The organism is Pseudomonas sp. A25(2017), from assembly GCF_002001065.1.
Lineage (GTDB): Bacteria > Pseudomonadota > Gammaproteobacteria > Pseudomonadales > Pseudomonadaceae > Aquipseudomonas > Aquipseudomonas kilonensis.
The window spans coordinates 1-20429 of sequence record NZ_MUOA01000053.1; the positions used below are offsets into that span (position 1 = coordinate 1).

Genomic DNA, 20429 nt, shown 5'->3' on the forward strand with positions numbered 1-20429 from the left:
TTTGAACACTTGAAGGGTTCACCCAGAGGCGCAGGCTTGTTCCTATCGTCGGTCTAGGCCAGATGCATTCTTTATCGGCGCTTGGGTGAAAGGAGGAGGGGTGAAATCTCCCACGGTCTGTACTGCGGCTAACAGTCAGAATCGAGCTTTGTCCCTCCTCCTCCCTTCAAGTCCTACCATACAAGCGAGCTTGCTCGCGATGAGGCCAGCAAGCCCAACATTCATGTGACTGAACCATCGCCTTCGCGAGCAAGCTTTGCTCCCACAGGAGGAACGCGGTCCCCATCAAGAACCAGGTCGGCTGTTAGGCCGCCTCGCGGTGGACGTTGATCTCGGGCGCCCCGTTAACCACGCTGGCCGAACGCAGGCATTGTGGAGTGGGCAACCCGGCATGGCTGCCGGGTTAGCCGCGCTGGGCCATGGATGGCCCTTCGCGGCGGGCCCACGGAGCAATGCCGGAGTGAGGGCACACCGAGCCTAGGCGAGGTGCCAAGTGGTGGGGCATGAGCGCTTTGGTTACTTTCGACTGGGCCGGCTTCCGGGCTTTTCGAAAGTGACCCGCCGTCAGGGCGGAACCCTAAGTAGCCGTTACCGCAGAAACGGATATACACACCGCCCTCACAGCCGACCAAGCTTTGTGGGAATGGTCGGACAAGATTCTGATTCGAGCCGAATTTTCCGACGAGTTCTGGCGGTTGCCGGGTGGGAAGAACTCTGGCTAACCTTTTCCCGTCGCTGCCAATTCAGCGTCCGGGCGTCGCGGCCCGAAAAACTTGGTAATCCATTCCCTCTTTGGAGTACCGCAATGAGTGACAAACCCCTACCACCTTCAGAAACCAATAACGCTTCTCCTGACGCCAGCCTTAACCCAAAAGGGCTTGATGAAGCCGCCAAACGCGCCCTCGACTATTACCTCGGCCCAAAGCCCGAAACCAAAAAGAAACCCGCCTCAAACCAGTTGTTCACTGTCGTGGCCGGCATCGACACCGAATGTCTCCTCACCAACCTCAGCGAAACCCTGGCCTGCGCCAACGCAACGATCAGCGACCTGGCCTTCGAACTTGAAGGCTCGCGGCGGCATATCGCCTTGGGGGTACAGCAATTGATTGAGTTGAGTGAATTATTGGCCAATCGTGTTCTGGACGAGCGGGTACCTGTGCCGGAGGGCTAGAGAGCGGCGTTACAGAGGGTGAACGCCGAACCCGTGGCAAGGGAGCAAGCTCCCTCGCCACAGGGGTAAGCGTGAGCTTCAAAACCGTGGCTCAATCCAGCCCAAGCTTCTTCAACCGATACCGCATCGACCGAAACGACAACTTCAACCGCTGCGCCGCCGCCGTGCGGTTCCAGCGGGTTTCCTCCAGCGCCTGGAGGATGAGCTTGCGCTCGACGTCTTCCAGGTAATCCTCCAGGTTGTCGACCTGCATCAAATCGGGATTACCTGCCTCAGTAGTACTATTGCCCTCGGCCAAACGCAGATCATCCGCTTCGATCTGCTGCTGTTCGCAAAGGGTGTAGGCCCGTTCGAGCATGTTCTCCAGTTCCCGCACGTTGCCCGGGAAGCGGTAACTCCTGAGAGCGTCCAACGCCTGGGGATGCAACTTGGCCGGTGGACTACCGGTGTTGGCTGCCAGGCGCTGAAGCATGTGGTTGGCCAGCAGCTCGATGTCTTCACGGCGTTCACGCAACGGCGGGACGCGCAGTTCGATGACGTTCAGCCGGTAATACAAATCCTGGCGAAAGCGCCCGGCGGCGACTTCGCTGTCCAGGTCCTTGTGGGTGGCGCAGAGGATTCGCACATCCACCACTTCTTCCTGCTGGCCGCCAACAGCGCGCACGGCTTTTTCCTGGATGGCTCGCAGCAGCTTGACCTGCATCGCCAAGGGCAGGTCGGCCACTTCATCGAGAAACAAGGTCCCGCCATGGGCGGCCTGGAACAGCCCGGGCTTGTCCTCGATGGCGCCGCTGAAGCTGCCTTTTCGATGGCCGAAAAACTCGCTTTCCATCAGCTCCGTGGGAATTGCCCCACAGTTGACCGGTACAAAGGGCAGGTTGGCCCGGGGGCCTTGTTCGTGGATCAGCCGGGCGACCAGTTCCTTGCCGCAGCCCGATTCCCCGCTGATGTACACTGGTGCCTGGCTGCGGGCGAGTTTTTCGATCTGCTTGCGCACGCTGAGCATCGGTGGCGAGTTGCCCAGCAGGCTGCGCTCGAGGGTGGTGCCCGGCGTGGCGACCGGCGGCAGGCGCAGGGCACTGGTGACCAGCTCCCGCAGCCGACCCAGGTCGACCGGTTTGGTCAGGAAGTCGAAGGCGCCAGCCTTGAGGGCGTCGATGGCGGTTTCCAGGCTGCCATAGGCCGTGATCATCGCCACGGGCAGTTGGGGGTAACGTTGTTGGATGTGCTGCACCAGTTCCAGGCCGGTGCCATCGGGCAGGCGCATGTCGGTCAGGCACAGGTCGAAGGCATCCCCGGCCAGCAGGGCTTGGGCCTCGGCAAGGTTCTTGGCGCTGCGGGTGTCGAGTTTCATCCGGCCCAGGGTGATGTCCAGGAGTTCGCGGATGTCCGGCTCGTCATCGACGATCAGGATTCGTTGCCGTGAGCGATTATTCAAATCTGTTTCCGTCCGTGAGCAAAGGTGATGCGAAAGCAACCGCCGCCTTGGCGTGGTTTGAAGTCTAGGCGGGCCTGGTTGCTTTCGCACAGCTCACGGGACAGATAGAGCCCAAGGCCGGTGCCCTGGCTGCTGGTGGTAAAGAAAGGTTCGAACAAATGCGCCTGCTGCTCGGGCGTGACACCGGGGCCGTTGTCGATGATGTCCAGCGTGGACAGCTGGCTATGGGGGTCGATGAACAGTTTCAGCCAGGCCTCGGCCTGTTCGTGGGCCATGGCGCTGTGGCGCCAGGCGTTGCGCAGCAGGTTGTCGAGTACCTGGGTCAACTGGTCGGGGTCCATCAGCGTGATGTAGTCCCCTGGGTCGATGCTCAGGTGCAAGTGCTGGTGCTCGGCCATGCTTTCGCGGGCCTGCCGGACGAACTGGTCGAGCCAGCTCCGCAGGTCGAGGCGTTGGGGGGTGGTTTGCTGGCGGCGAGACAGCTGCAGGACGTTTTCAATGACGCGGTTCATTCGTTGGGAGTGATCTTGAATAATCTGCGTCAGACGCCGATCCGCGTCGTTCAGTTCCTCGGATTCGCGCAGTAATTGCGCCGCGTGGCTGATGGCGCCCAAGGGGTTGCGAACTTCATGGGCGATGCCAGCAGTGAGGCGCCCGAGGGACGCGAGTTTCAACTGCTGGGCCTGCTGGGCAACCTGGGCCAGGTCTTCAAGGAACACCAGGATCTGCTGCTGATCTTGATGCCCCAAGGCGATGAAGCTCGGTTGCAGGGTCAGGCCCGTGCCGGTAACGGTCAGGCTGGACGGGCGCAGGCTGGGGTTGTTTCGCCACAATTGCAGGCGTTCGACCAGGGCGGTGGAGTAATCGTCGAGCTGCTGGCCCACCAGATCGTGCATGCCCAGCAGGTTCAGCGCGCTTTCGTTGGCCAATTGCACCCGACGCTCACGGTCAAGCACCAGGATGCCGGTGCGCATGCGTTGCAGGATCAGGGCGTTGAGCGCTTCCAGGCCGATCACCTCGCTGGCCCGTTGCTCGGCCAGGGTTTCGCTGGCTTCCAAGCGTCGGGTCAGGCCTTGCACCAACAGCGCGGCGGCAAAGCACAGTGCCCCCAGGGTGCCGGCCTGCAGATAACTGCTGGGACGGTTCGAGTCGCTCAAGCCAAGAAAGAAACTCGAACCGACGATGCCGAGGGTGGCGACGGCCGCGATCAACAGGCCGATGCGGCCGCGCAACAGTGTGTTGCCGATGGCCACCGAGACAATGAGCAGGTTGCCGATGGCACTGGGCACACCACCCGCGGCGAAGAACAGCCACGAGAGCAGCAGCACATCAGTCAGGGCCAGGCCGAACAGCCGGGCAGGGCGGCGGGTGTTCTCAAGGAACACCACCAGCAGGATATTCAGCACCAGGTACAACCAACTGCCACTGCGCAGCAGGTCGTCATTGGCGAACTCCAGCAGGCGGTTGTCCAGTTTGCTGGAGATCAGCAGCACCAGGGTGATGCCGATGCTCAGACGATACAGGTGATAGAGACGCAGCAGGCGCTGCGCCTGTTTTTCGCGTGGGCTTGAGGCCTCAGCGCTCACGAGTGCCCGGGCCTTGCTCGAGGTGAGCCTGGCTGCAATACCATTGTTGTTCGAGGGCCAGCGCCCGGTCACGGGGCAGGTGTACGCCGCAATGGGCGCAACGAACCATGGGCGGAGCGTCCTGCTCGCGGGGAGCGTTCGGCGCGGAGGAGGTGCTCTTGAACTTGCGCCAGAACCATACCGCGGCGGCAATCAGGGCGATCCAGAACAGTAAACGAAGCATGATGGGCGGCTTTTTGGCTAGAGATCAGGCAGTTTAGCCAAGGACAGGAACGGCGCACAGCGCAATAAAACCCGGGCACAAAAAAGGGAGACCGTCGGGTCTCCCTTTTTGATGGGCCTTAGCCTCAGTCGAACAGACCTAAGGTCATGTAGCTGAACCAGGAGCGGTCGCTGGACTCGCTTTCAGGCTCTTCTTCCTCGATCACGTCGCCATTTTCATCCTTGGGCTTGAGTTCGTTCGGGATGGCTTCCTTGGCATCCTGGAACTGGCGCTGTACGTCCTGGTTGGCGCGTGTCTCGCCTGGCGGCAGCGGTGGGCTGGACTCGATCAGGCCCAGGGTCGCCTTGCTCAGCCACGAACGGTTGTCCGCTTCGTCGACCCGTGGGGTGAACTGGCCATCGACCAGGGATGGGTGATCCGGGTAGTTCAGCTTGAGGGTTTCCAGGCTGGTGGCTGCCAGTTCGTCCAGGTGCAGGCGCTGGTAGGCTTCGGTCATCACGGCCAGGCCATCACCCACCGAAGGGGTTTCCTGGAAGTTTTCTACAACATAGCGACCACGGTTGGCGGCGGCGACGTAGGCCTGGCGGGTCAGGTAGTAGTCGGCCACGTGGATTTCGTAGGACGCCAGCAGGTTGCGCAGGTAGATCATGCGCTGCTTGGCGTCTGGCGAGTAGCGGCTGTTGGGAAAGCGGCTGGTCAGCTGGGCGAACTCGTTGTAGGAGTCGCGCGCGGCACCCGGGTCACGCTTGGTCATGTCCAGCGGCAGGAAGCGCGCCAGCAGGCCGACGTCCTGGTCGAAGGAGGTCAGGCCCTTGAGGTAATAGGCGTAATCGACGTTCGGGTGCTGCGGGTGCAGGCGAATGAAACGCTCGGCGGCGGATTTTGCAGCTTCCGGCTCGGCGTTCTTGTAGTTGGCGTAGATCAGCTCCAACTGGGCCTGATCGGCGTAGCGACCGAACGGATACCGCGACTCCAGCGCCTTCAGCTTGGCGGTGGCGCTGGTATAGCTGTTGTTATCCAGGTCGTTCTGCGCCTGTTGGTACAGTTCGACTTCGCTCAGGTTTTCGTCTACGACTTCCTTCGACGAGCAAGCAGCAGTCAATGCGAGGATGGCGATCAGCAGCAGGTGTTTCACTTGCATGGCGGCTTGCGTCCCTATGACGGCCGCTGTCTTGGGCGGGGCCGTCCTGTTATGATGAGCGCCCCGTTGAAAGCCTCGGGGCAAAAGACGCCGTATTTAACCACAAGCGCGCAGCCGAAACCAAAGGCTGTGCCGACGCCCAGTCCGAGCATGTCCGATAAAATAGAACTTCGCGCAGAGGTGCCGTCCGAATTGGGCGGCCAACGCCTCGATCAAGTCGCCGCACAACTCTTTGCCGAGCACTCTCGCTCGCGCCTTTCCGCCTGGATCAAGGACGGCCGCCTGACTGTGGATGGGGCGGTGATTCGTCCGCGCGACATCGTCCACGGCGGTGCCATTCTTGAACTGACTGCCGAACAGGAGGCCCAGGGAGAATGGGTCGCCCAGGACATCGCCCTGGACATCGTCTATGAAGACGATGACATCCTGGTGATCAACAAGCCTGCGGGCCTGGTGGTGCACCCGGCCGCTGGCCATGCCGACGGCACCTTGCTCAACGCCTTGCTGCACCACGTACCGGACATTATCAATGTGCCGCGTGCCGGCATCGTCCATCGCCTGGACAAGGACACCACCGGTCTGATGGTGGTGGCCAAGACCATCCAGGCGCAGACACAGCTGGTCACACAGCTGCAAAGCCGCAGCGTCAGCCGCATCTATGAATGCATCGTGATCGGGGTCGTCACCGCCGGTGGCAAGATCAACGCCCCCATCGGTCGTCACGGCCAGCAGCGCCAGCGCATGGCGGTGATGGAGGGCGGCAAGCAGGCGGTCAGCCATTACCGCGTGCTCGAGCGTTTCCGTTCCCACACCCATGTGCGGGTCAAGCTGGAAACCGGCCGGACCCACCAGATCCGTGTGCACATGGCTCACATCAACTTCCCGTTGGTGGGTGACCCGGCCTATGGCGGACGTTTCCGTATTCCGCCGGCTGCCAGCCAGACCATGGTCGAATCGCTGAAGAATTTCCCGCGCCAGGCGCTGCATGCACGTTTCCTGGAGTTGGATCATCCGACGACTGGCAAACGCATGAGCTGGGAATCGCCGTTGCCGGATGACTTCGTCTGGTTGCTGACGTTGCTCAAGCAGGACCGCGAGGCGTTCATCGGATGAGTGACTGGCTGACACCCGACTGGCCCGCGCCGGCCCGGGTCAAGGCCTGCGTCACGACCCGCGTGGGTGGCGTCAGCCTGGCGCCGTTCGACAGCCTCAACCTGGGCGACCATGTGGGCGACGAGCCTGCGGCCGTCGCCGAAAACCGTCGTCGCCTCACCGATCAATTCGCCATCACCCCGGCCTGGCTACAGCAGGTCCACGGCATTGCCGTGGTCGAGGCTGACCCGGCCCAGGTGGCGACCGCCGATGCCAGTTGGACCGACACGCCGGGTATCGCCTGCACGGCGATGACGGCGGACTGCCTGCCCGTACTGTTCTGCAACCGTGCCGGCACCCGCGTCGCGGCGGCCCATGCCGGTTGGCGCGGGCTGGCGAACGGCGTGCTGGAAGCCACCCTCGACAGCCTTGCCGTGCCCGCGGATGAAATCCTAGCCTGGCTTGGCCCAGCCATCGGTCCGCAAGCGTTTGAAGTCGGGCCGGAAGTGCGTGAAGCCTTCATCGTGCAACTGCCCCAGGCGGCACAAGCCTTTACCGCGAGCCCCAACGCCGGCAAGTTCCTGGCCGATATCTACACGTTGGCACGGCTGCGCCTGGCCGCACGCGGTGTCACGGCCGTCTACGGTGGCGGTCTCTGCACCGTGACCGACCCTCGTTTTTTTTCCTACCGCCGCAACCCGCGCACCGGTCGCTTCGCCTCGCTGATCTGGATCGAACGCTAGACTTCTCTGATCTGTATCAAGGGCGCCCGGCTTGAATCTTCCAGAATCGACCACATCTATAACGGTATCTGGCAGGTTTCTTCACTCAGGATGTTTCCACGGTCCGGCCTGCTCATTAGGAAGGTGACCCATGCGTATTGATCGTTTAACCAGCAAATTACAGTTGGCCCTGTCCGATGCCCAGTCCCTGGCCGTCGGCCTGGACCATCCCGGTATCGAACCGGCGCATTTGATGCAGGCCATGCTCGAACAGCAGGGCGGCTCCATCAAGCCCCTGCTGATGCAGGTCGGCTTTGACGTCAACAGCCTGCGCAAAGAACTGGCCAAGGAGCTCGACCAGTTACCCAAGATCCAGAATCCCACCGGTGACGTGAACATGTCCCAGGACCTGGCGCGGTTGCTCAACCAGGCCGACCGCCTGGCCCAGCAGAAGGGCGACCAGTTCATTTCCAGCGAGCTGGTGCTGCTCGCCGCCATGGACGAGAACAGCAAGCTCGGCAAATTGTTGCTCGGCCAGGGCGTGAGCAAGAAAGCCCTGGAAAATGCCATCAACAACCTGCGTGGCGGCGAAGCGGTCAACGACGCCAACCACGAAGAGTCGCGCCAGGCGCTGGACAAATACACCGTCGACCTGACCAAACGCGCCGAGGAAGGCAAGCTCGACCCGGTGATCGGTCGCGACGATGAAATCCGCCGCACGATCCAGGTGCTGCAACGCCGCACCAAGAACAACCCGGTATTGATCGGCGAACCTGGCGTGGGTAAAACCGCCATCGCCGAGGGCTTGGCCCAGCGCATCATCAACGGCGAAGTGCCGGACGGCCTCAAGGGCAAGCGCCTGTTGTCCCTGGACATGGGCGCGTTGATCGCCGGTGCCAAGTACCGTGGCGAGTTCGAAGAACGGCTCAAGTCTTTGCTCAATGAACTGTCCAAGCAGGAAGGGCAGATCATCCTGTTCATCGACGAACTGCACACCATGGTCGGTGCGGGCAAGGGCGAAGGCTCGATGGACGCCGGCAACATGCTCAAGCCTGCGTTGGCCCGTGGCGAGTTGCACTGCGTCGGCGCGACCACGCTCAACGAGTACCGCCAATATATAGAGAAGGACGCTGCCCTCGAGCGGCGTTTCCAGAAAGTGCTGGTGGAGGAACCGAGCGAGGAAGACACCATCGCCATCCTGCGCGGCCTTAAAGAACGCTACGAAGTTCACCACAAGGTGGCGATCACCGATGGCGCGATTATCGCGGCGGCCAAGCTCAGCCACCGTTACATCACCGACCGCCAGTTGCCGGACAAGGCCATCGACCTGATCGACGAGGCGGCCAGCCGCATTCGCATGGAAATCGACTCCAAGCCCGAAGTGCTGGATCGGTTGGAGCGGCGCCTGATTCAACTCAAGGTCGAGTCCCAGGCCCTGAAGAAAGAAAGCGACGAAGCGGCGAAGAAACGTCTGGAAAGGTTGCAGGAAGAGATCGTTCGTCACGAGCGTGAGTATTCCGACCTCGAGGAAATCTGGAACTCGGAGAAAGCCGAAGTCCAGGGTTCCGCACAGATCCAGCAGAAGATCGAACAGTCCCGCCAGGAACTGGAAGCGGCCCGTCGTAAAGGCGACCTCAACCGCATGGCCGAGCTGCAGTACGGGGTGATCCCGGACCTGGAGCGCAGCCTGCAAATGGTCGACCAGCATGGCAAGAGCGAAAACCAGTTGCTGCGCAGCAAGGTCACTGAGGAAGAGATTGCCGAAGTGGTCTCCAAGTGGACTGGCATTCCGGTCTCGAAAATGCTCGAAGGCGAGCGCGACAAGCTGCTGAAGATGGAAAGTCTGCTGCACCAGCGTGTGATCGGTCAGGAAGAGGCAGTGGTGGCGGTGTCCAACGCCGTGCGTCGTTCCCGTGCCGGGCTGTCGGACCCGAACCGGCCGAGCGGCTCGTTCATGTTCCTCGGCCCGACCGGGGTCGGTAAAACCGAGCTGTGCAAGGCGTTGGCCGAGTTCCTCTTCGACACCGAAGAGGCCATGGTGCGCATCGACATGTCCGAGTTCATGGAGAAACATTCCGTGGCACGGCTCATCGGTGCGCCACCAGGTTATGTCGGTTATGAAGAGGGGGGTTACCTGACCGAGGCCGTGCGTCGCAAGCCGTACTCGGTGATCCTGCTCGATGAGGTCGAGAAGGCGCACCCGGATGTGTTCAACATCCTGCTGCAAGTGCTGGAGGATGGTCGCCTGACGGATAGCCACGGGCGCACGGTGGACTTCCGCAACACGGTGATCGTGATGACCTCCAACCTGGGCTCGACGCAGATCCAGGAACTGGTGGGCGACCGCGAGGCGCAGCGCGCGGCGGTGATGGACGCGATCTCTACGCACTTCCGGCCGGAGTTCATCAACCGGGTCGACGAAGTGGTGATCTTCGAGCCGTTGGCCCGTGATCAGATTGCCGGCATTACCGAGATCCAGTTGGGTCGCCTGCGCAGTCGCCTCACCGAACGTGAGCTGAAACTGCAGTTGAGCGACGAGGCGTTGGACAAGCTGATTGCGGTGGGTTACGACCCGGTCTATGGCGCGCGGCCGCTGAAGCGGGCGATCCAGCGCTGGATCGAAAACCCGCTGGCGCAGTTGATCCTGTCGGGTCGTTTCATGCCGGGCGAAACCGTGACCGGTACAGTGGAGAACGACGAAATCGTCTTTGACTGAGTCGATTGACAGGGCTTTTGTGGCGAGGGAACTTGCTCTCGCTGGAGGGTGCTGTAGGAGCTATGTAGGAGCTGTCGAGTGCAACGAGGCTGCGATCTTTCCCCAGACACTTGAGTCTCAAGCGAAAGATCAAAAGATCGCAGCCTTCGGCAGCTCCTACACAGTCCATCGCTTGCCACAGGGCGTGTTTGCTTTGCGAGGCCATTTTTTTCATCAGGCCGTTGAACTCAAAGGAAAAGGCTTGTAAAGTGCGCCCCGCAGTACGTCACCCCAAGGGTTACTTCTCGCTGAGAAGGAATCCAAAATAAGTTGCAAATCATTGTCTTGAAAGCAATTTAAGGGGTTGACAGAGGTTTTTAAGATTGTAGAATAGCGCGCCTCAGACACACGAACGCAGCGATGCGTAAGGGTAGAAGAGGTTGAAGCTAGCTTCAATGTTTCAACTTGAAATATCAGTTCCGTGATAGCTCAGTCGGTAGAGCAAATGACTGTTAATCATTGGGTCCCAGGTTCGAGTCCTGGTCACGGAGCCATTTCAATCGGGGTATAGCGCAGTCCGGTAGCGCGCCTGCTTTGGGAGCAGGATGTCAGGAGTTCGAATCCCCTTACCCCGACCATCTTTGGGTCGTTAGCTCAGTTGGTAGAGCAGTTGGCTTTTAACCAATTGGTCGTAGGTTCGAATCCCACACGACCCACCATTTTTGAAACCAGTTCGCTGGAATCGAATCTTAAGATCAGAGGCCAAAAGCCCTGATCGAGAAGGCGACTTGCAAAGGTCGCCTTTTTTTTACCGGGGTATAGCGCAGTCCGGTAGCGCGCCTGCTTTGGGAGCAGGATGTCAGGAGTTCGAATCCCCTTACCCCGACCATATTAAAAATCCTCGTATCGAAAGATACGGGGATTTTTTTTGCCTGCGATAAAGTGGGTAGGACTTAAGACATCGTACAACCTGCCGATAACCCGCCGACAGGGGCCTGGCCCCACTTCAGGCCAACAATAAAAAAAGGCATTCCCTATGGTTCTTCGTCAGTTGAATATCGCCCCACGTGCCGCGTTGGGTTTTGCCTTGATCGCCGTGCTGGTGGCATTGCTCGGGGTGTTCGCGCTGGGGCAGATGTCGAGTATTCGTGACAGTGAAGTCGCGGTGGAAACCCAGTGGCTGCCGAGCATTCGCGGCGGTGATGAGATCCGCGAGTGGATGCTGCGGATCCGCACCATTTCCCTGCGCATGGCCCTGGACCAGGACCCGAAGAACGTTGCGGTGTATCGCGGGCAGATGGACACGCGTGACAAGGAGCTGAGCGAAAAAATCGCGGCCTACGAAAAGCTCGTTGTGACGCCTGAAGGCAAGGCCCTCTACGACCAGTTCAAGCAAACCTTTGCCGCTTACCGTACGGGTATCGCCCAATCCTTCACCCTGGCCGAACAAGGGCGGCGGGACGAGTTGATCAAGCTGCTGCTGGTGGACATGAAGACCGTGGTGGACGGTTCCGGCAAGCAGCTCAACGACCTGGCGGAGCTATTCTCCAAGCAGGTGTCCATCGAGAGCCAGAAGTCCCAGGAGCACTACGCCAATTCCCGCATGATCGTCAGCCTGTTCGTTGTGCTCGCCGCCCTGGCCACGGTGGCCCTGGCCATGCTGCTCACGCGCAGTATCGTCAAACCCTTGGGGGAGGCGCTCAACGCTGCGGAGAACGTCGCCCGGGGTGACCTGACCCGGCCAATCGAGACCCATGGCAACGACGAAGTGAGTCGATTGCTCAAGGCATTGGCGGCCATGCAGCAAAATCTGCGTGAGACGTTGCAGGGCATCAGCGGTTCGGCCGCGCAACTGGCCACCGCAGCCGATGAGCTGAACGCCGTCACGCTCGACAGCACCCACAGCCTGCAACAGCAGAACAACGAAATCGAACAGGCCGCCACCGCCGTCACCGAAATGACCACTGCCGTGGAGGAGGTTGCGCGCAATGCGGTCTCCACCTCCGATGCCACGCGTCAGTCCAGTGAGTCGGCGTCCCTTGGGCAGCAGCGGGTCAGCGATACGGTCGACGCCATCGGCGCCCTCGCCAGCGATGTGCAGGTGACCGGTGGCCTGGTGCAATCCCTGGCCAACCAATCGCAGGATATCGGCAAGGTGCTGGACGTGATCCGCGCCATCGCCGAGCAGACCAACCTGCTGGCCCTTAACGCGGCCATCGAAGCGGCCCGGGCGGGTGAGAGCGGACGTGGGTTTGCGGTGGTGGCCGATGAAGTGCGGGCGCTGGCTTATCGCACGCAGCAATCGACCCAGGAAATCGAGCAAATGGTCCAGGGCATGCGCAGCGGTGCCACCCAGGCACTCGACTCCATGCAGGCCAGCTCCAGTCGCGCCGCCAGTACCCTGGCCATGGCTGAGCGGGCGGGGGACGCGTTGCAGACCATCACGGCGTCGGTCAATGAAATCCACGAACGCAACCTGGTGATCGCCAGCGCCGCCGAAGAACAGGCACAAGTGGCCCGCGAGGTGGATCGCAACCTGGTGAACATTCGTGATTTGTCGGTGCGCTCGGCATCTGGCGCGGACCAGACCAGCGCGTCCAGCCATGAGTTGTCGCAGCTGGCGAATTCGCTGCGCACGATGGTGCAGCGGTTTCAGGTTTGATGGATTGGCTGTGCAGATCGAGTTTTATCGTTTAGATAAATATTGACTGCACTGCCGTCTTCGCGAGCAAGCCCGCTCCCACAGTTGATCGCGTACTCATGAAGTACTCGATCTCCTGTGGGAGCGGGCTTGCTCGCGAAGACGATGGAACAGGCGATGCACCTCTAAAGCTCAGCGCCACCACAAGCGGTTGACGCTTCGCTTTTTATCCTCAGTGCAACTTCAGCCGAGGCTCAGTCCCACGCCCGATCTTGCTGCCCAGCATCAGCATGGCCGTGCGGAACATGCCGTACAGCGCCATCTGGTGCATGCGATACAACGACACATAGAACATCCGCGCCAGCCAGCCTTCGAGCATCACGCTGCCGGTCAGGTTGCCCATCAGGTTGCCCACCGCCGAGAACCGCGACAGCGAGATCAGCGAACCGTAGTCGGTGTATTTGTATTCGGGCAGGGCCTTGCCTTCGATCCGCAGCTTCAAGGATTTGGCCAGCAGAGAGGCCTGCTGGTGCGCGGCCTGGGCGCGGGGCGGGACGTTGCGCTCGCTGCCGGGTTGCGGGCAGGCGGCGCAGTCGCCGAAGGCAAAGATGTTCTCGTCGCGGCTGGTCTGCAACGTGGGCAGCACCTGCAACTGGTTGATCCGGTTGGTCTCCAGTCCGTCGATGTCCTTGAGGAAGTCCGGGGCGCGAATCCCGGCGGCCCAGACTTTCAGGCTCGCGTCGATCACTTTGCCATCCGCGGTAATCAGGCTGTCGGCGGTCACCTGGCTGACGGCGGCGTTGGTCATGACGTTGACGCCGAGTTTTTCCAGGGTCTTGTGCACCGGGCCGCCGATACGCTCCGGCAGTGCCGGCAAGACCCTTGGGCCCGCCTCGATCAGGGTGATGTGCATGTTCTCCGGTTTGATCCGGTCCAGGCCGTAGGCGTGCAGTTCGTGGGCGGCATTGTGCAGCTCGGCGGCCAGTTCGACCCCGGTCGCACCGGCACCGACAATGGCGACGCTGATGCGCTCGACGATATCGGTTTGCCCGGCGTGGGCCCGCAGATAGTGGTGCAGCAATTGCTGATGGAAGCGCTCGGCCTGTTTGCGGGTGTCGAGGAACAGGCAGTGCTGCGCCGCGCCTTCGGTGCCGAAGTCATTGGTGGTGCTGCCGACGGCAATCACCAGGCTGTCGTAGCCCAGTTCCCGGGCTGGCAACAGCTCGACGCCGGCCTCGTCATAGGTGGCGGCCAGTTGGATTCTCTTGCGCTCGCGATCCAGGCCGCTCATGCGCCCCAGCTGGAACTCGAAGTGGTTCCATTTTGCCTGGGCGACATAGTTGAGTTCGTCTTCGGAGGAGTTCAAGGAGCCGGCGGCCACTTCGTGCAGCAGCGGTTTCCAGATGTGGGTCAGGTTCGCGTCGACCAGCATCACACTGGCCGTGCCGCGCTTGCCCAGAGTCTTACCCAGACGGGTAGCCAACTCCAGACCGCCGGCGCCGCCGCCAACGATGACAATACGATGAGTCATGGGGATATCTCGCAAGGCTAAAGGAAATCAGTGCCGTTACCTGCGCGAGCATCAAGCGGCTCATAGCGTCAGGTAACTGATCAGTCGGCTCAACAGGCCCAGGCCGATGGTCACGGCCAGTACCACCACCAGGAGCATCCACGGCCGGAAAGGCCGGCGCTCGACTCGGTGCTGGGACAGTTGCAGGTACTCTTCGACATGCTTCTGGTCATCTGGGTTCAGGCGACTGGTCATAAAGGCCTCGTCAGGTAGACGTTGCGGAATGTGAAGACGTTACAGCGTCCGGCTAGCCGGCATTGAAAGCAGCGTAGCCGCTCGCCGGAACGGGTTCGACGATCAGGCTGTCGTCCAGGCGAATGATTCCACTTTTTAACACCCGTGCGGTGATTCCGCCATGGCCGCGTACCGCCTGGAACGTACCTTCGCCGAGGTTTCGCTCCAATCGAGCACACGGCTGGCACCAGCCGGTGGTTTCAAAAATGGCTTGGCCAATGCGAAAGCGCCGGCCCTTGAGGCTGAACAGATTGATGCCGCTGACCACAATATTGCGTCGCAGCTCCTGTGGCAGCACGGGCCGGTCCTCGGGACGGCCCATCAGCGAGGCGATCACGGCCAGGTGCTCCCATTGGATCAGCGTCACTTGCCGCGCATTGCGCACGCCGGGGCGGGCATGATCGCCGGTCAGCCCAGCCTCCAGGCGGGCCTCCACGGCGTCCAGTTCGATCATCGGTGCATGGCCCTGGGGGCGCACGCCAATCCAGCGTACGCGGCCTTGCTGGGGCACAGCGGCAATCAGTTCCTGCAGTGGGCTCACAGGCTGATCCCGACATCGAAAACAATGCTGCGACCCAGGTTGCTGCGCAGGAAGTCCGGCGCGTCAGGGTGGGCGAACAGCACCCGGGCGAACGTCGGCCCTACCAGTGACAGCGAGCGCCAGCCCTGGCGCAGGTATTCGGTCGGCGGTGGGAAGTGACTGTTGAGGTCCAGCACTTCGCGCTTGAGGCTGGCGAAGGCGATGATGTCGAGGTCGCCCAGGTCCATGCCGCGCTCGGTGTAGTTATGGGCTTTCTTGCGCAAGGTCGGGGCCAGCCGCATCAGGAACTCATTGGCCGGGATCCGCCGCGGCTTGGCCTCGCGACGCACCAGCTGGCTCAGGGAAAAGGCGCTGCGACGGCGTTGCAGTTCATCGCGCCATTCGTCATTGAGGCGCCGGCCCTCGTCGAGCACGAAAAACACCTCGAAGTTGGCATCGCGAAACAACACGTCCGGCGGCTCGCCGGCCGGCGCGAACTCGTCGGCGCGGTAAGGCACGTTCAGCCCCTGCAGCAGGCGCTGGCAGACCCAACGCTCACGCTCCCATTTGCGGGCATTGGAGAGAAAGGCGTTGGCTTGCTCGGCCGCGATGGTCAGCAGGCGTAAGTAATCGGAGTCATCCATGAGCCCAAGCTTAGCGTTCAAATGTGATCAAAAAAAATAAAGCGTGCAGTGAAGGGGCAAATTTCCGCCCGGGCCGGGTAATGCTGCTCACTTAGAGCCTAAAGCAAGGGGCCAAGCCTCCATGCATCTGCACCACCGCTATCGCGAGCAGGCTCGCTCCCACACTGAATCTTCAGCAGACACAAAACTCATGCATACCGCAAAACCTGTGGGAGCGGGCTTGCTCGCGAAGACGTCGGCGCATTCAACATTGATGTTGCCTGACAGACCGCTATCGCGAGCAAGCTTTGCTCCCACAGAGCTAACGGATGTACGACCGGGTTAGCCGCGCTGGGCCATGGATAGCCCTTCGCGGCGGCCCACGGAGCAATGCCTTCGTTCAGGCATGCCGAGCCTGGGCGAGGCACCGAGTGGTGGGGCAGAAGCGCTTTGGTTACTTTCGACTGGGCCGGCTTCCGGGCTTTTCGAAAGTGACCCGCCGTCAGGGCGCAACCCTAAGTAGCCGTTACCGAAGAAATGGATATACGCACCACCCTGAAACAGCCCTAGGAATGGAAGATAAAATTCCGATAAGCGCTCAAGTGAACAGCATTACCCCCAGGCAGGGCCCAATAGATCATCCTGTTCAGCCTGACACGCCAACCAAGCGCAAAACAAATCCAGCTTCTTGCTCTGCTGCGCGCTGCGCTTAGCAACATAGACGTAGCGGCTCGGGCGAAACCCAAACGGTGCCACCAGGCGGCCAAGGCGAATGTCGTCGGCCACCAGATGCCACGGTGCGACACAAATCCCCAGGCCGGCAATCGCCGCCTCCAACGTAAAGTAATAATGCTCGTATTCCAGCCCGGCCGGCGCAGTGGCCTGGTGTCCAATCGCATCCCCCCAATTTGCCCAGGCATCCGGACGGGTTTTGGTATGCAGGAGGGGATGGCGGAAAATCGAGCCCAAGTCGGTCAATTGAATTCGCGCGGACAAGGTGGGCGACAACACGACGCCCAATCGTTCAGGAAACAGCCTGACCGTGTTTTTCTGTTCGCCCACGACGCCCTGTTCAGCCGTGATCATCACGTCATAGCGATCCCGGCCCGGATCGGTCCCGTGAACCGGTGAGCTCAGGCGAATCTTGATCTCTGGGTAAGTCGTATTGAAGTCGAAAAGACGCGGTATCAGCCACTTGACCGTAAAGGTGCTGAAGCAGGACACGTCCAAGGTGCCTGTCGCCGTGTCTCGGACCCTGCTCACCGCAGCCTCGATCTGATCCAGTGCGGCCGTCAGTTCCGGCAGCAGTTCTCTTGCGGCTACGGTGAGCTGAGGTTTGTTTTTTGGGCCTTCGAACAGGTCCACGCCAAGGCTCAGCTCCAGCTGGCGTACCTGGCGACTCACAGCGCCAGGCGTGACAGACAGCTCCTCGGCGGCCGCGATCATTTTGCCCAGTCGGGCAGCGGCCTCGAAGGTATGCAGTGCATTCAATGGGGGGAGGCGACGTTTCATAAAGTGACTTTAACTCAATTACATCGAGCGCATAAATCGATATCAGGTATCGCGCGGATTTTGCAGAATTCCCCAGTTCCTGCAGTGTTTGCCGACTGTTCCGGGTCGCCAGGATTGAGGGGCATTCCCTATCAAATTGAGAGCACCTCACATGCCATTCGTTCGTACCGCCGTCATCAAGGGCACCAGCCAGCAACAACGTCAGCGCATCGTCGATGGCATACACCAAGCGCTGGTCGAGAGCATTGGTATGCCCGAGGATGAATTGTTCAACCTGGTCACGGACTACGACCCTGAACAGTTTTTCTACAGCCGCACGTTTAACGGTGTGGCTCGTTCAGACCATTTGATCGTGATTGAGATTACGATGCGCAGGGGCCGCAGTGATGCGATGAAGCGCGAGCTCTACAAAAAAATCGCGGACAATCTCGGGGTTCAAGCCCAGGTTCGTCCGCAAGACGTTTTCATCTTCATGCACGAGAATGACTATTCGGATTGGTCGGTAGGCTTTGGCAAGTTTGCAATGGCCTTGGTACAACAGCCAGGAAGTGTCGCTACTTAAGTAGCGCGCGGACGGCGTTCAAGTTCTCGCAGGAGTAGCCCATGATCGGTGCCGAACTGCTTTCACCGCAGACCCTGGCGGCCGGCTGGCTGATGTATGTGCCGGTGTTGGTCTGGGCCGTGGTGCGGGCGCCGTGGGTCGAGCTGTTCACCGACAGCCGTCGCCAGCATCTGTTGTTCGGCACGGTGCTGGCGTTGTTCATGCTGTGGCTGGTGCGCCGGGATTTCGATACCGGCGTTTCGTATCACTTCATCGGCATGACTGCCGTGACGCTGTTGCTGGACTGGCCGTTGGCGATCCTCGGTGGCCTGTGCGCGCAGCTCGCGCTTGTGCTGCTGGGCCGTCAGGACATGGCGGCGGTAGGGATCAACGGTGCGCTGCTGATCCTGTTGCCGGTGTTGGTCACCGAATGTTGCGCGATCCTGGTGGAGCGCGCCCAGCCGCGCAATCTGTTCGTGTATATCTTCTGCTCGGGGTTTCTCGCCGCCGCGCTTTCGGCGTTGGCGTGCCTGCTGCTGGGACTTGGCCTGCTGTGGTACGACGGTATATTCGCCATGCCTTACTGGCTGGAAGATTTTGTCGGCTACCTCTGGCTGATCATCTTCCCCGAGGCCTTCATCAACGGCATGGTGATCAGTGCGTTGGTGGTGTTCAGTCCCGAATGGCTGGAGACCTTCAACCGCACGCGCTACCTGTCGGCTCCGTGGAACGATGATGACAAGCCTTGATTCACGTCAAGGCTGCACCACCACACGCCCTTCATGCTTTGGAAAATTTCCAGGAGCACAACCATGAGTGTTTATGAGTGGGCGAGACAAGAGATCAGGCGTAGTCACGATGCCGCGATGGAGATCGGTTTTGACCCGGGCTTGAGCCTGCGTGCCTTGCTCAGTGCGATCGTGCAACAGAGCAAGACAGTGCGCAGCCCTGAAGACCTGGCCGATGAGTTGAGTTTCCTGGCGGAAAACCTCGACGATGAACAGGACTACGGTTTCATGCGGCCTTAATGATGTGAGCGAGGCTCGAAGTCTTCGCTGAACAGCTCGTCCTCGGCGTCGGGGCTGACCGGAATCTTATGTTCTTCCGACGCCCAGGCGCCGAGGTCGATCAGTTTGCAGCGATCAGAACAGAACGGCCGGAATGTGCTCTCCGGGCTCCATTCCACAGGGGCGCCGCAGGTTGGGCAATCAACGGTTGGGGTCTGGCTCATGATTGGCCTCCACGCAAAGTAAGGTAAAAGTGATGCAGGCGCTCGACCTCGCTGTGCAGCCAGGCGAGGTCGCGATCATTGACCACCACGTCGTCGGCATGGCCCAGGCGATCCTGGCGGCTGGACTGGGCCTTGAGAATCGCCTGGACCTGCTGTTCGCTGGTCTGGTCGCGCTGCAACGTACGTTCGATCTGCAGTTGTTCCGGCGCATCGATCACCAGGATCCGCTGGGTCATGGTGTACTGCCCTGACTCGATCAGCAGTGGCGATACCAGAATCGCGTAGGACGATTGTGCCTGGGCCAGATGATGGGCGATTTCCTCGGCGATCAGCGGATGCAGCAGCGCCTCGAGCCAGCGGCGTTCATCGGCATTCTCGAAGATCAGCTTGCGCAGCGCCGCCCGGTCCAGGGCGCCGTCGGCCTGCAATACGCCGGGGCCGAAATGCTCGGCGATTTTCGCCAGCGCCGGGCGCCCGGGTTCGACCACCCAGCGCGCCGCATGATCGGCGTCGATGACGTGCACGCCCAGGTCGATGAAATGCTGGGCCGCTGCGCTCTTGCCGCTGCCGATGCCACCGGTCAGGCCGAGAATCCAGGGTTTTTTCACTGAGGTATTCATTAAAAACCGACAGACTGCCAATAGAAGTCGGTTATTTGACCACCCCAGAGCAAGGCAATCCAGCCGGCAATGGCCAGATAAGGTCCAAAGGGGATCTGCGTCGACCCGGGAGCATCACGCAAGCGCAGCACAATCACCCCGACAACGGCGCCCACCAGCGACGACAGCAGCAGCGTCAGCGGCAGGATCTGCCAGCCACCCCAGGCGCCGAGCATCGCCAGTAGCTTGAAATCCCCGTAGCCCATGCCTTCCTTGCCGGTGATCAGCTTGAACACCCAGAACACCGACCACAGCGCCAGATAGCCGGCCACGGCGCCCCACATCGCCTGGTTCAAGGGCACGAAGAGTCCGAAGCTGTTGATGATCAAGCCCAGCCACAACAACGGCAGCACCAGGGTATCGGGCAGTAATTGATGCTCGGCGTCTATCAGGCTCATGCCCAGCAGGCCCCAGGTCAACACCATCACCATCGCGGCGTGCCAGCCAAAGCCGAAATGCCAGGCGACGAACGCCGATAACGCGCCGCAGGCCACTTCGGTCAGGGGGTAACGCCTGCCGATGGGCGCGGCGCAGCTTGAGCAGCGACCGCGCAGCATCAGGTAGCTGAGCAGGGGGATGTTTTCCCAGGCGCGGATGCGATGGCCGCAGTGCGGGCACTGGGAGTGGGGCAGCATCAGGTTGTAGATCGGGCCCGGGGTTTCGGCCGGCAGGCCCAGCAGGTCGTGGGCTTGCAGGCGCCATTCGCGGTTGAGCATCTTCGGCAGGCGCCACACCAGCACGTTGAGGAAACTGCCGATGATCAGGCCGAGCAATGCCGCAACGAGCACGAAAGCCAGGGGGTACAGCACGAAGAATTCGCTCAGGGGCAT

At 60.9% G+C, this 20429-nt stretch carries 20 protein-coding genes, 4 tRNA genes and 1 pseudogene; 13 read left to right on the top strand and 12 right to left on the bottom strand.

All coding sequences use genetic code 11. The features are described from left to right. Positions 1–805 precede the first annotated feature (805 nt). Entirely contained in the window at positions 806–1171 is a 366-nt protein-coding gene (locus B0E42_RS10470; protein WP_077506347.1) for a DUF6124 family protein, read from the top strand. 91 nt (positions 1172–1262) lie between these two features. On the opposite strand, the gene B0E42_RS10475 is transcribed toward B0E42_RS10470, so the two are convergent. The 4 genes from B0E42_RS10475 to B0E42_RS10490 form a co-directional block, all read right to left on the bottom strand. Further along, positions 1263–2609 (bottom strand): sigma-54 dependent transcriptional regulator, encoded by a 1347-nt coding sequence (locus B0E42_RS10475; RefSeq protein WP_018600947.1) that lies wholly within the window; start codon positions 2607–2609, stop codon positions 1263–1265. Then, complete coding sequence (locus tag B0E42_RS10480; RefSeq protein ID WP_024619500.1) at positions 2606–4195, bottom strand: nitrogen regulation protein NR(II); 1590 nt, start codon at positions 4193–4195, stop codon at positions 2606–2608. The genes B0E42_RS10475 and B0E42_RS10480 overlap by 4 nt, the downstream gene beginning before the upstream one ends. Continuing rightward, positions 4185–4418, bottom strand: coding sequence for a PP0621 family protein (locus B0E42_RS10485; RefSeq protein WP_014340265.1), 234 nt, complete (start codon positions 4416–4418; stop codon positions 4185–4187). The genes B0E42_RS10480 and B0E42_RS10485 overlap by 11 nt, the downstream gene beginning before the upstream one ends. A 124-nt stretch (positions 4419–4542) precedes the next feature. Further along, positions 4543–5559, bottom strand: a complete 1017-nt coding sequence (locus B0E42_RS10490; protein WP_018600938.1) for an outer membrane protein assembly factor BamD — start codon at positions 5557–5559, stop codon at positions 4543–4545. A 150-nt stretch (positions 5560–5709) separates the two neighbouring features. Here B0E42_RS10490 and rluD point away from each other — a divergent pair, with 150 nt between their 5' ends. The 9 genes and pseudogenes from rluD to B0E42_RS31725 all read left to right on the top strand — a co-directional run bounded on the left by rluD (position 5710) and on the right by B0E42_RS31725 (position 12730). Beyond that, positions 5710–6672: a 23S rRNA pseudouridine(1911/1915/1917) synthase RluD gene (gene rluD / locus B0E42_RS10495; protein WP_003205696.1), complete on the top strand. Its 963-nt coding sequence runs from the start codon at positions 5710–5712 to the stop codon at positions 6670–6672. Continuing rightward, positions 6669–7394: a peptidoglycan editing factor PgeF gene (pgeF, locus tag B0E42_RS10500; RefSeq protein ID WP_077506348.1), complete on the top strand. Its 726-nt coding sequence runs from the start codon at positions 6669–6671 to the stop codon at positions 7392–7394. The genes rluD and pgeF overlap by 4 nt, the downstream gene beginning before the upstream one ends. Before the next feature lie 130 nt (positions 7395–7524). Next, entirely contained in the window at positions 7525–10089 is a 2565-nt protein-coding gene (clpB, locus tag B0E42_RS10505; RefSeq protein ID WP_077506349.1) for an ATP-dependent chaperone ClpB, read from the top strand. Between the two features lie 457 nt (positions 10090–10546). Further along, a tRNA-Asn gene (locus tag B0E42_RS10510) sits at positions 10547–10622 on the top strand. Between the two features lie 7 nt (positions 10623–10629). After that, positions 10630–10706 (top strand) — tRNA-Pro (locus tag B0E42_RS10515). 5 nt (positions 10707–10711) lie between these two features. Next, positions 10712–10787: transfer RNA gene (locus B0E42_RS10520), tRNA-Lys, on the top strand. 93 nt (positions 10788–10880) lie between these two features. Next, positions 10881–10957: transfer RNA gene (locus B0E42_RS10525), tRNA-Pro, on the top strand. A 147-nt stretch (positions 10958–11104) separates the two neighbouring features. Next, positions 11105–11875, top strand: a pseudogene (locus tag B0E42_RS31720) (MCP four helix bundle domain-containing protein); the annotation flags it as partial. Then, complete coding sequence (locus B0E42_RS31725) at positions 11867–12730, top strand: methyl-accepting chemotaxis protein (protein WP_371915892.1); 864 nt, start codon at positions 11867–11869, stop codon at positions 12728–12730. The pseudogene B0E42_RS31720 and the gene B0E42_RS31725, both read left to right, overlap by 9 nt. A gap of 211 nt (positions 12731–12941) precedes the next feature. On the opposite strand, the gene B0E42_RS10535 is transcribed toward B0E42_RS31725, so the two are convergent. The 5 genes from B0E42_RS10535 to B0E42_RS10555 all read right to left on the bottom strand — a co-directional run bounded on the left by B0E42_RS10535 (position 12942) and on the right by B0E42_RS10555 (position 17168). Then, positions 12942–14240 carry an NAD(P)/FAD-dependent oxidoreductase gene (locus B0E42_RS10535; protein ID WP_018609242.1) on the bottom strand — a complete coding sequence of 433 codons (1299 nt, stop codon included), beginning with the start codon at positions 14238–14240 and terminating at the stop codon, positions 12942–12944. 60 nt (positions 14241–14300) lie between these two features. Then, positions 14301–14474 carry a DUF3094 domain-containing protein gene (locus B0E42_RS10540; RefSeq protein WP_003185543.1) on the bottom strand — a complete coding sequence of 58 codons (174 nt, stop codon included), beginning with the start codon at positions 14472–14474 and terminating at the stop codon, positions 14301–14303. A gap of 52 nt (positions 14475–14526) precedes the next feature. Then, on the bottom strand, positions 14527–15054 hold the full coding sequence (locus B0E42_RS10545; protein WP_053181958.1) for an MOSC domain-containing protein: 528 nt from the start codon (positions 15052–15054) through the stop codon (positions 14527–14529). Beyond that, positions 15051–15677, bottom strand: a complete 627-nt coding sequence (locus tag B0E42_RS10550) for a DUF1780 domain-containing protein (protein ID WP_003205682.1) — start codon at positions 15675–15677, stop codon at positions 15051–15053. Before B0E42_RS10550 ends, B0E42_RS10545 begins: the two co-directional genes overlap by 4 nt. Before the next feature lie 591 nt (positions 15678–16268). Next, positions 16269–17168 (bottom strand): LysR substrate-binding domain-containing protein, encoded by a 900-nt coding sequence (locus tag B0E42_RS10555; protein ID WP_077506350.1) that lies wholly within the window; start codon positions 17166–17168, stop codon positions 16269–16271. 151 nt (positions 17169–17319) lie between these two features. Here B0E42_RS10555 and B0E42_RS10560 point away from each other — a divergent pair, with 151 nt between their 5' ends. The 3 genes from B0E42_RS10560 to B0E42_RS10570 all read left to right on the top strand — a co-directional run bounded on the left by B0E42_RS10560 (position 17320) and on the right by B0E42_RS10570 (position 18737). Next, positions 17320–17730, top strand: coding sequence for a tautomerase family protein (locus B0E42_RS10560; RefSeq protein ID WP_003205679.1), 411 nt, complete (start codon positions 17320–17322; stop codon positions 17728–17730). A 41-nt stretch (positions 17731–17771) separates the two neighbouring features. Further along, positions 17772–18458: an energy-coupling factor ABC transporter permease gene (locus B0E42_RS10565; RefSeq protein WP_024618762.1), complete on the top strand. Its 687-nt coding sequence runs from the start codon at positions 17772–17774 to the stop codon at positions 18456–18458. A 63-nt stretch (positions 18459–18521) separates the two neighbouring features. Next, entirely contained in the window at positions 18522–18737 is a 216-nt protein-coding gene (locus tag B0E42_RS10570; protein ID WP_013694234.1) for a hypothetical protein, read from the top strand. Here the strand turns inward: B0E42_RS10570 and yacG are convergent. From yacG to B0E42_RS10585, 3 genes are read right to left on the bottom strand one after another with little or no spacing between them, the layout of a single operon-like run. Then, positions 18734–18940: a DNA gyrase inhibitor YacG gene (gene yacG, locus B0E42_RS10575; RefSeq protein ID WP_018609255.1), complete on the bottom strand. Its 207-nt coding sequence runs from the start codon at positions 18938–18940 to the stop codon at positions 18734–18736. The two genes, B0E42_RS10570 and yacG, sit on opposite strands and share 4 nt — an antisense overlap. Beyond that, positions 18937–19560 (bottom strand): dephospho-CoA kinase, encoded by a 624-nt coding sequence (coaE, locus tag B0E42_RS10580; protein WP_033062721.1) that lies wholly within the window; start codon positions 19558–19560, stop codon positions 18937–18939. Before coaE ends, yacG begins: the two co-directional genes overlap by 4 nt. Continuing rightward, positions 19560–20429, bottom strand: coding sequence for an A24 family peptidase (locus B0E42_RS10585; RefSeq protein ID WP_053181955.1), 870 nt, complete (start codon positions 20427–20429; stop codon positions 19560–19562). The genes coaE and B0E42_RS10585 overlap by 1 nt, the downstream gene beginning before the upstream one ends.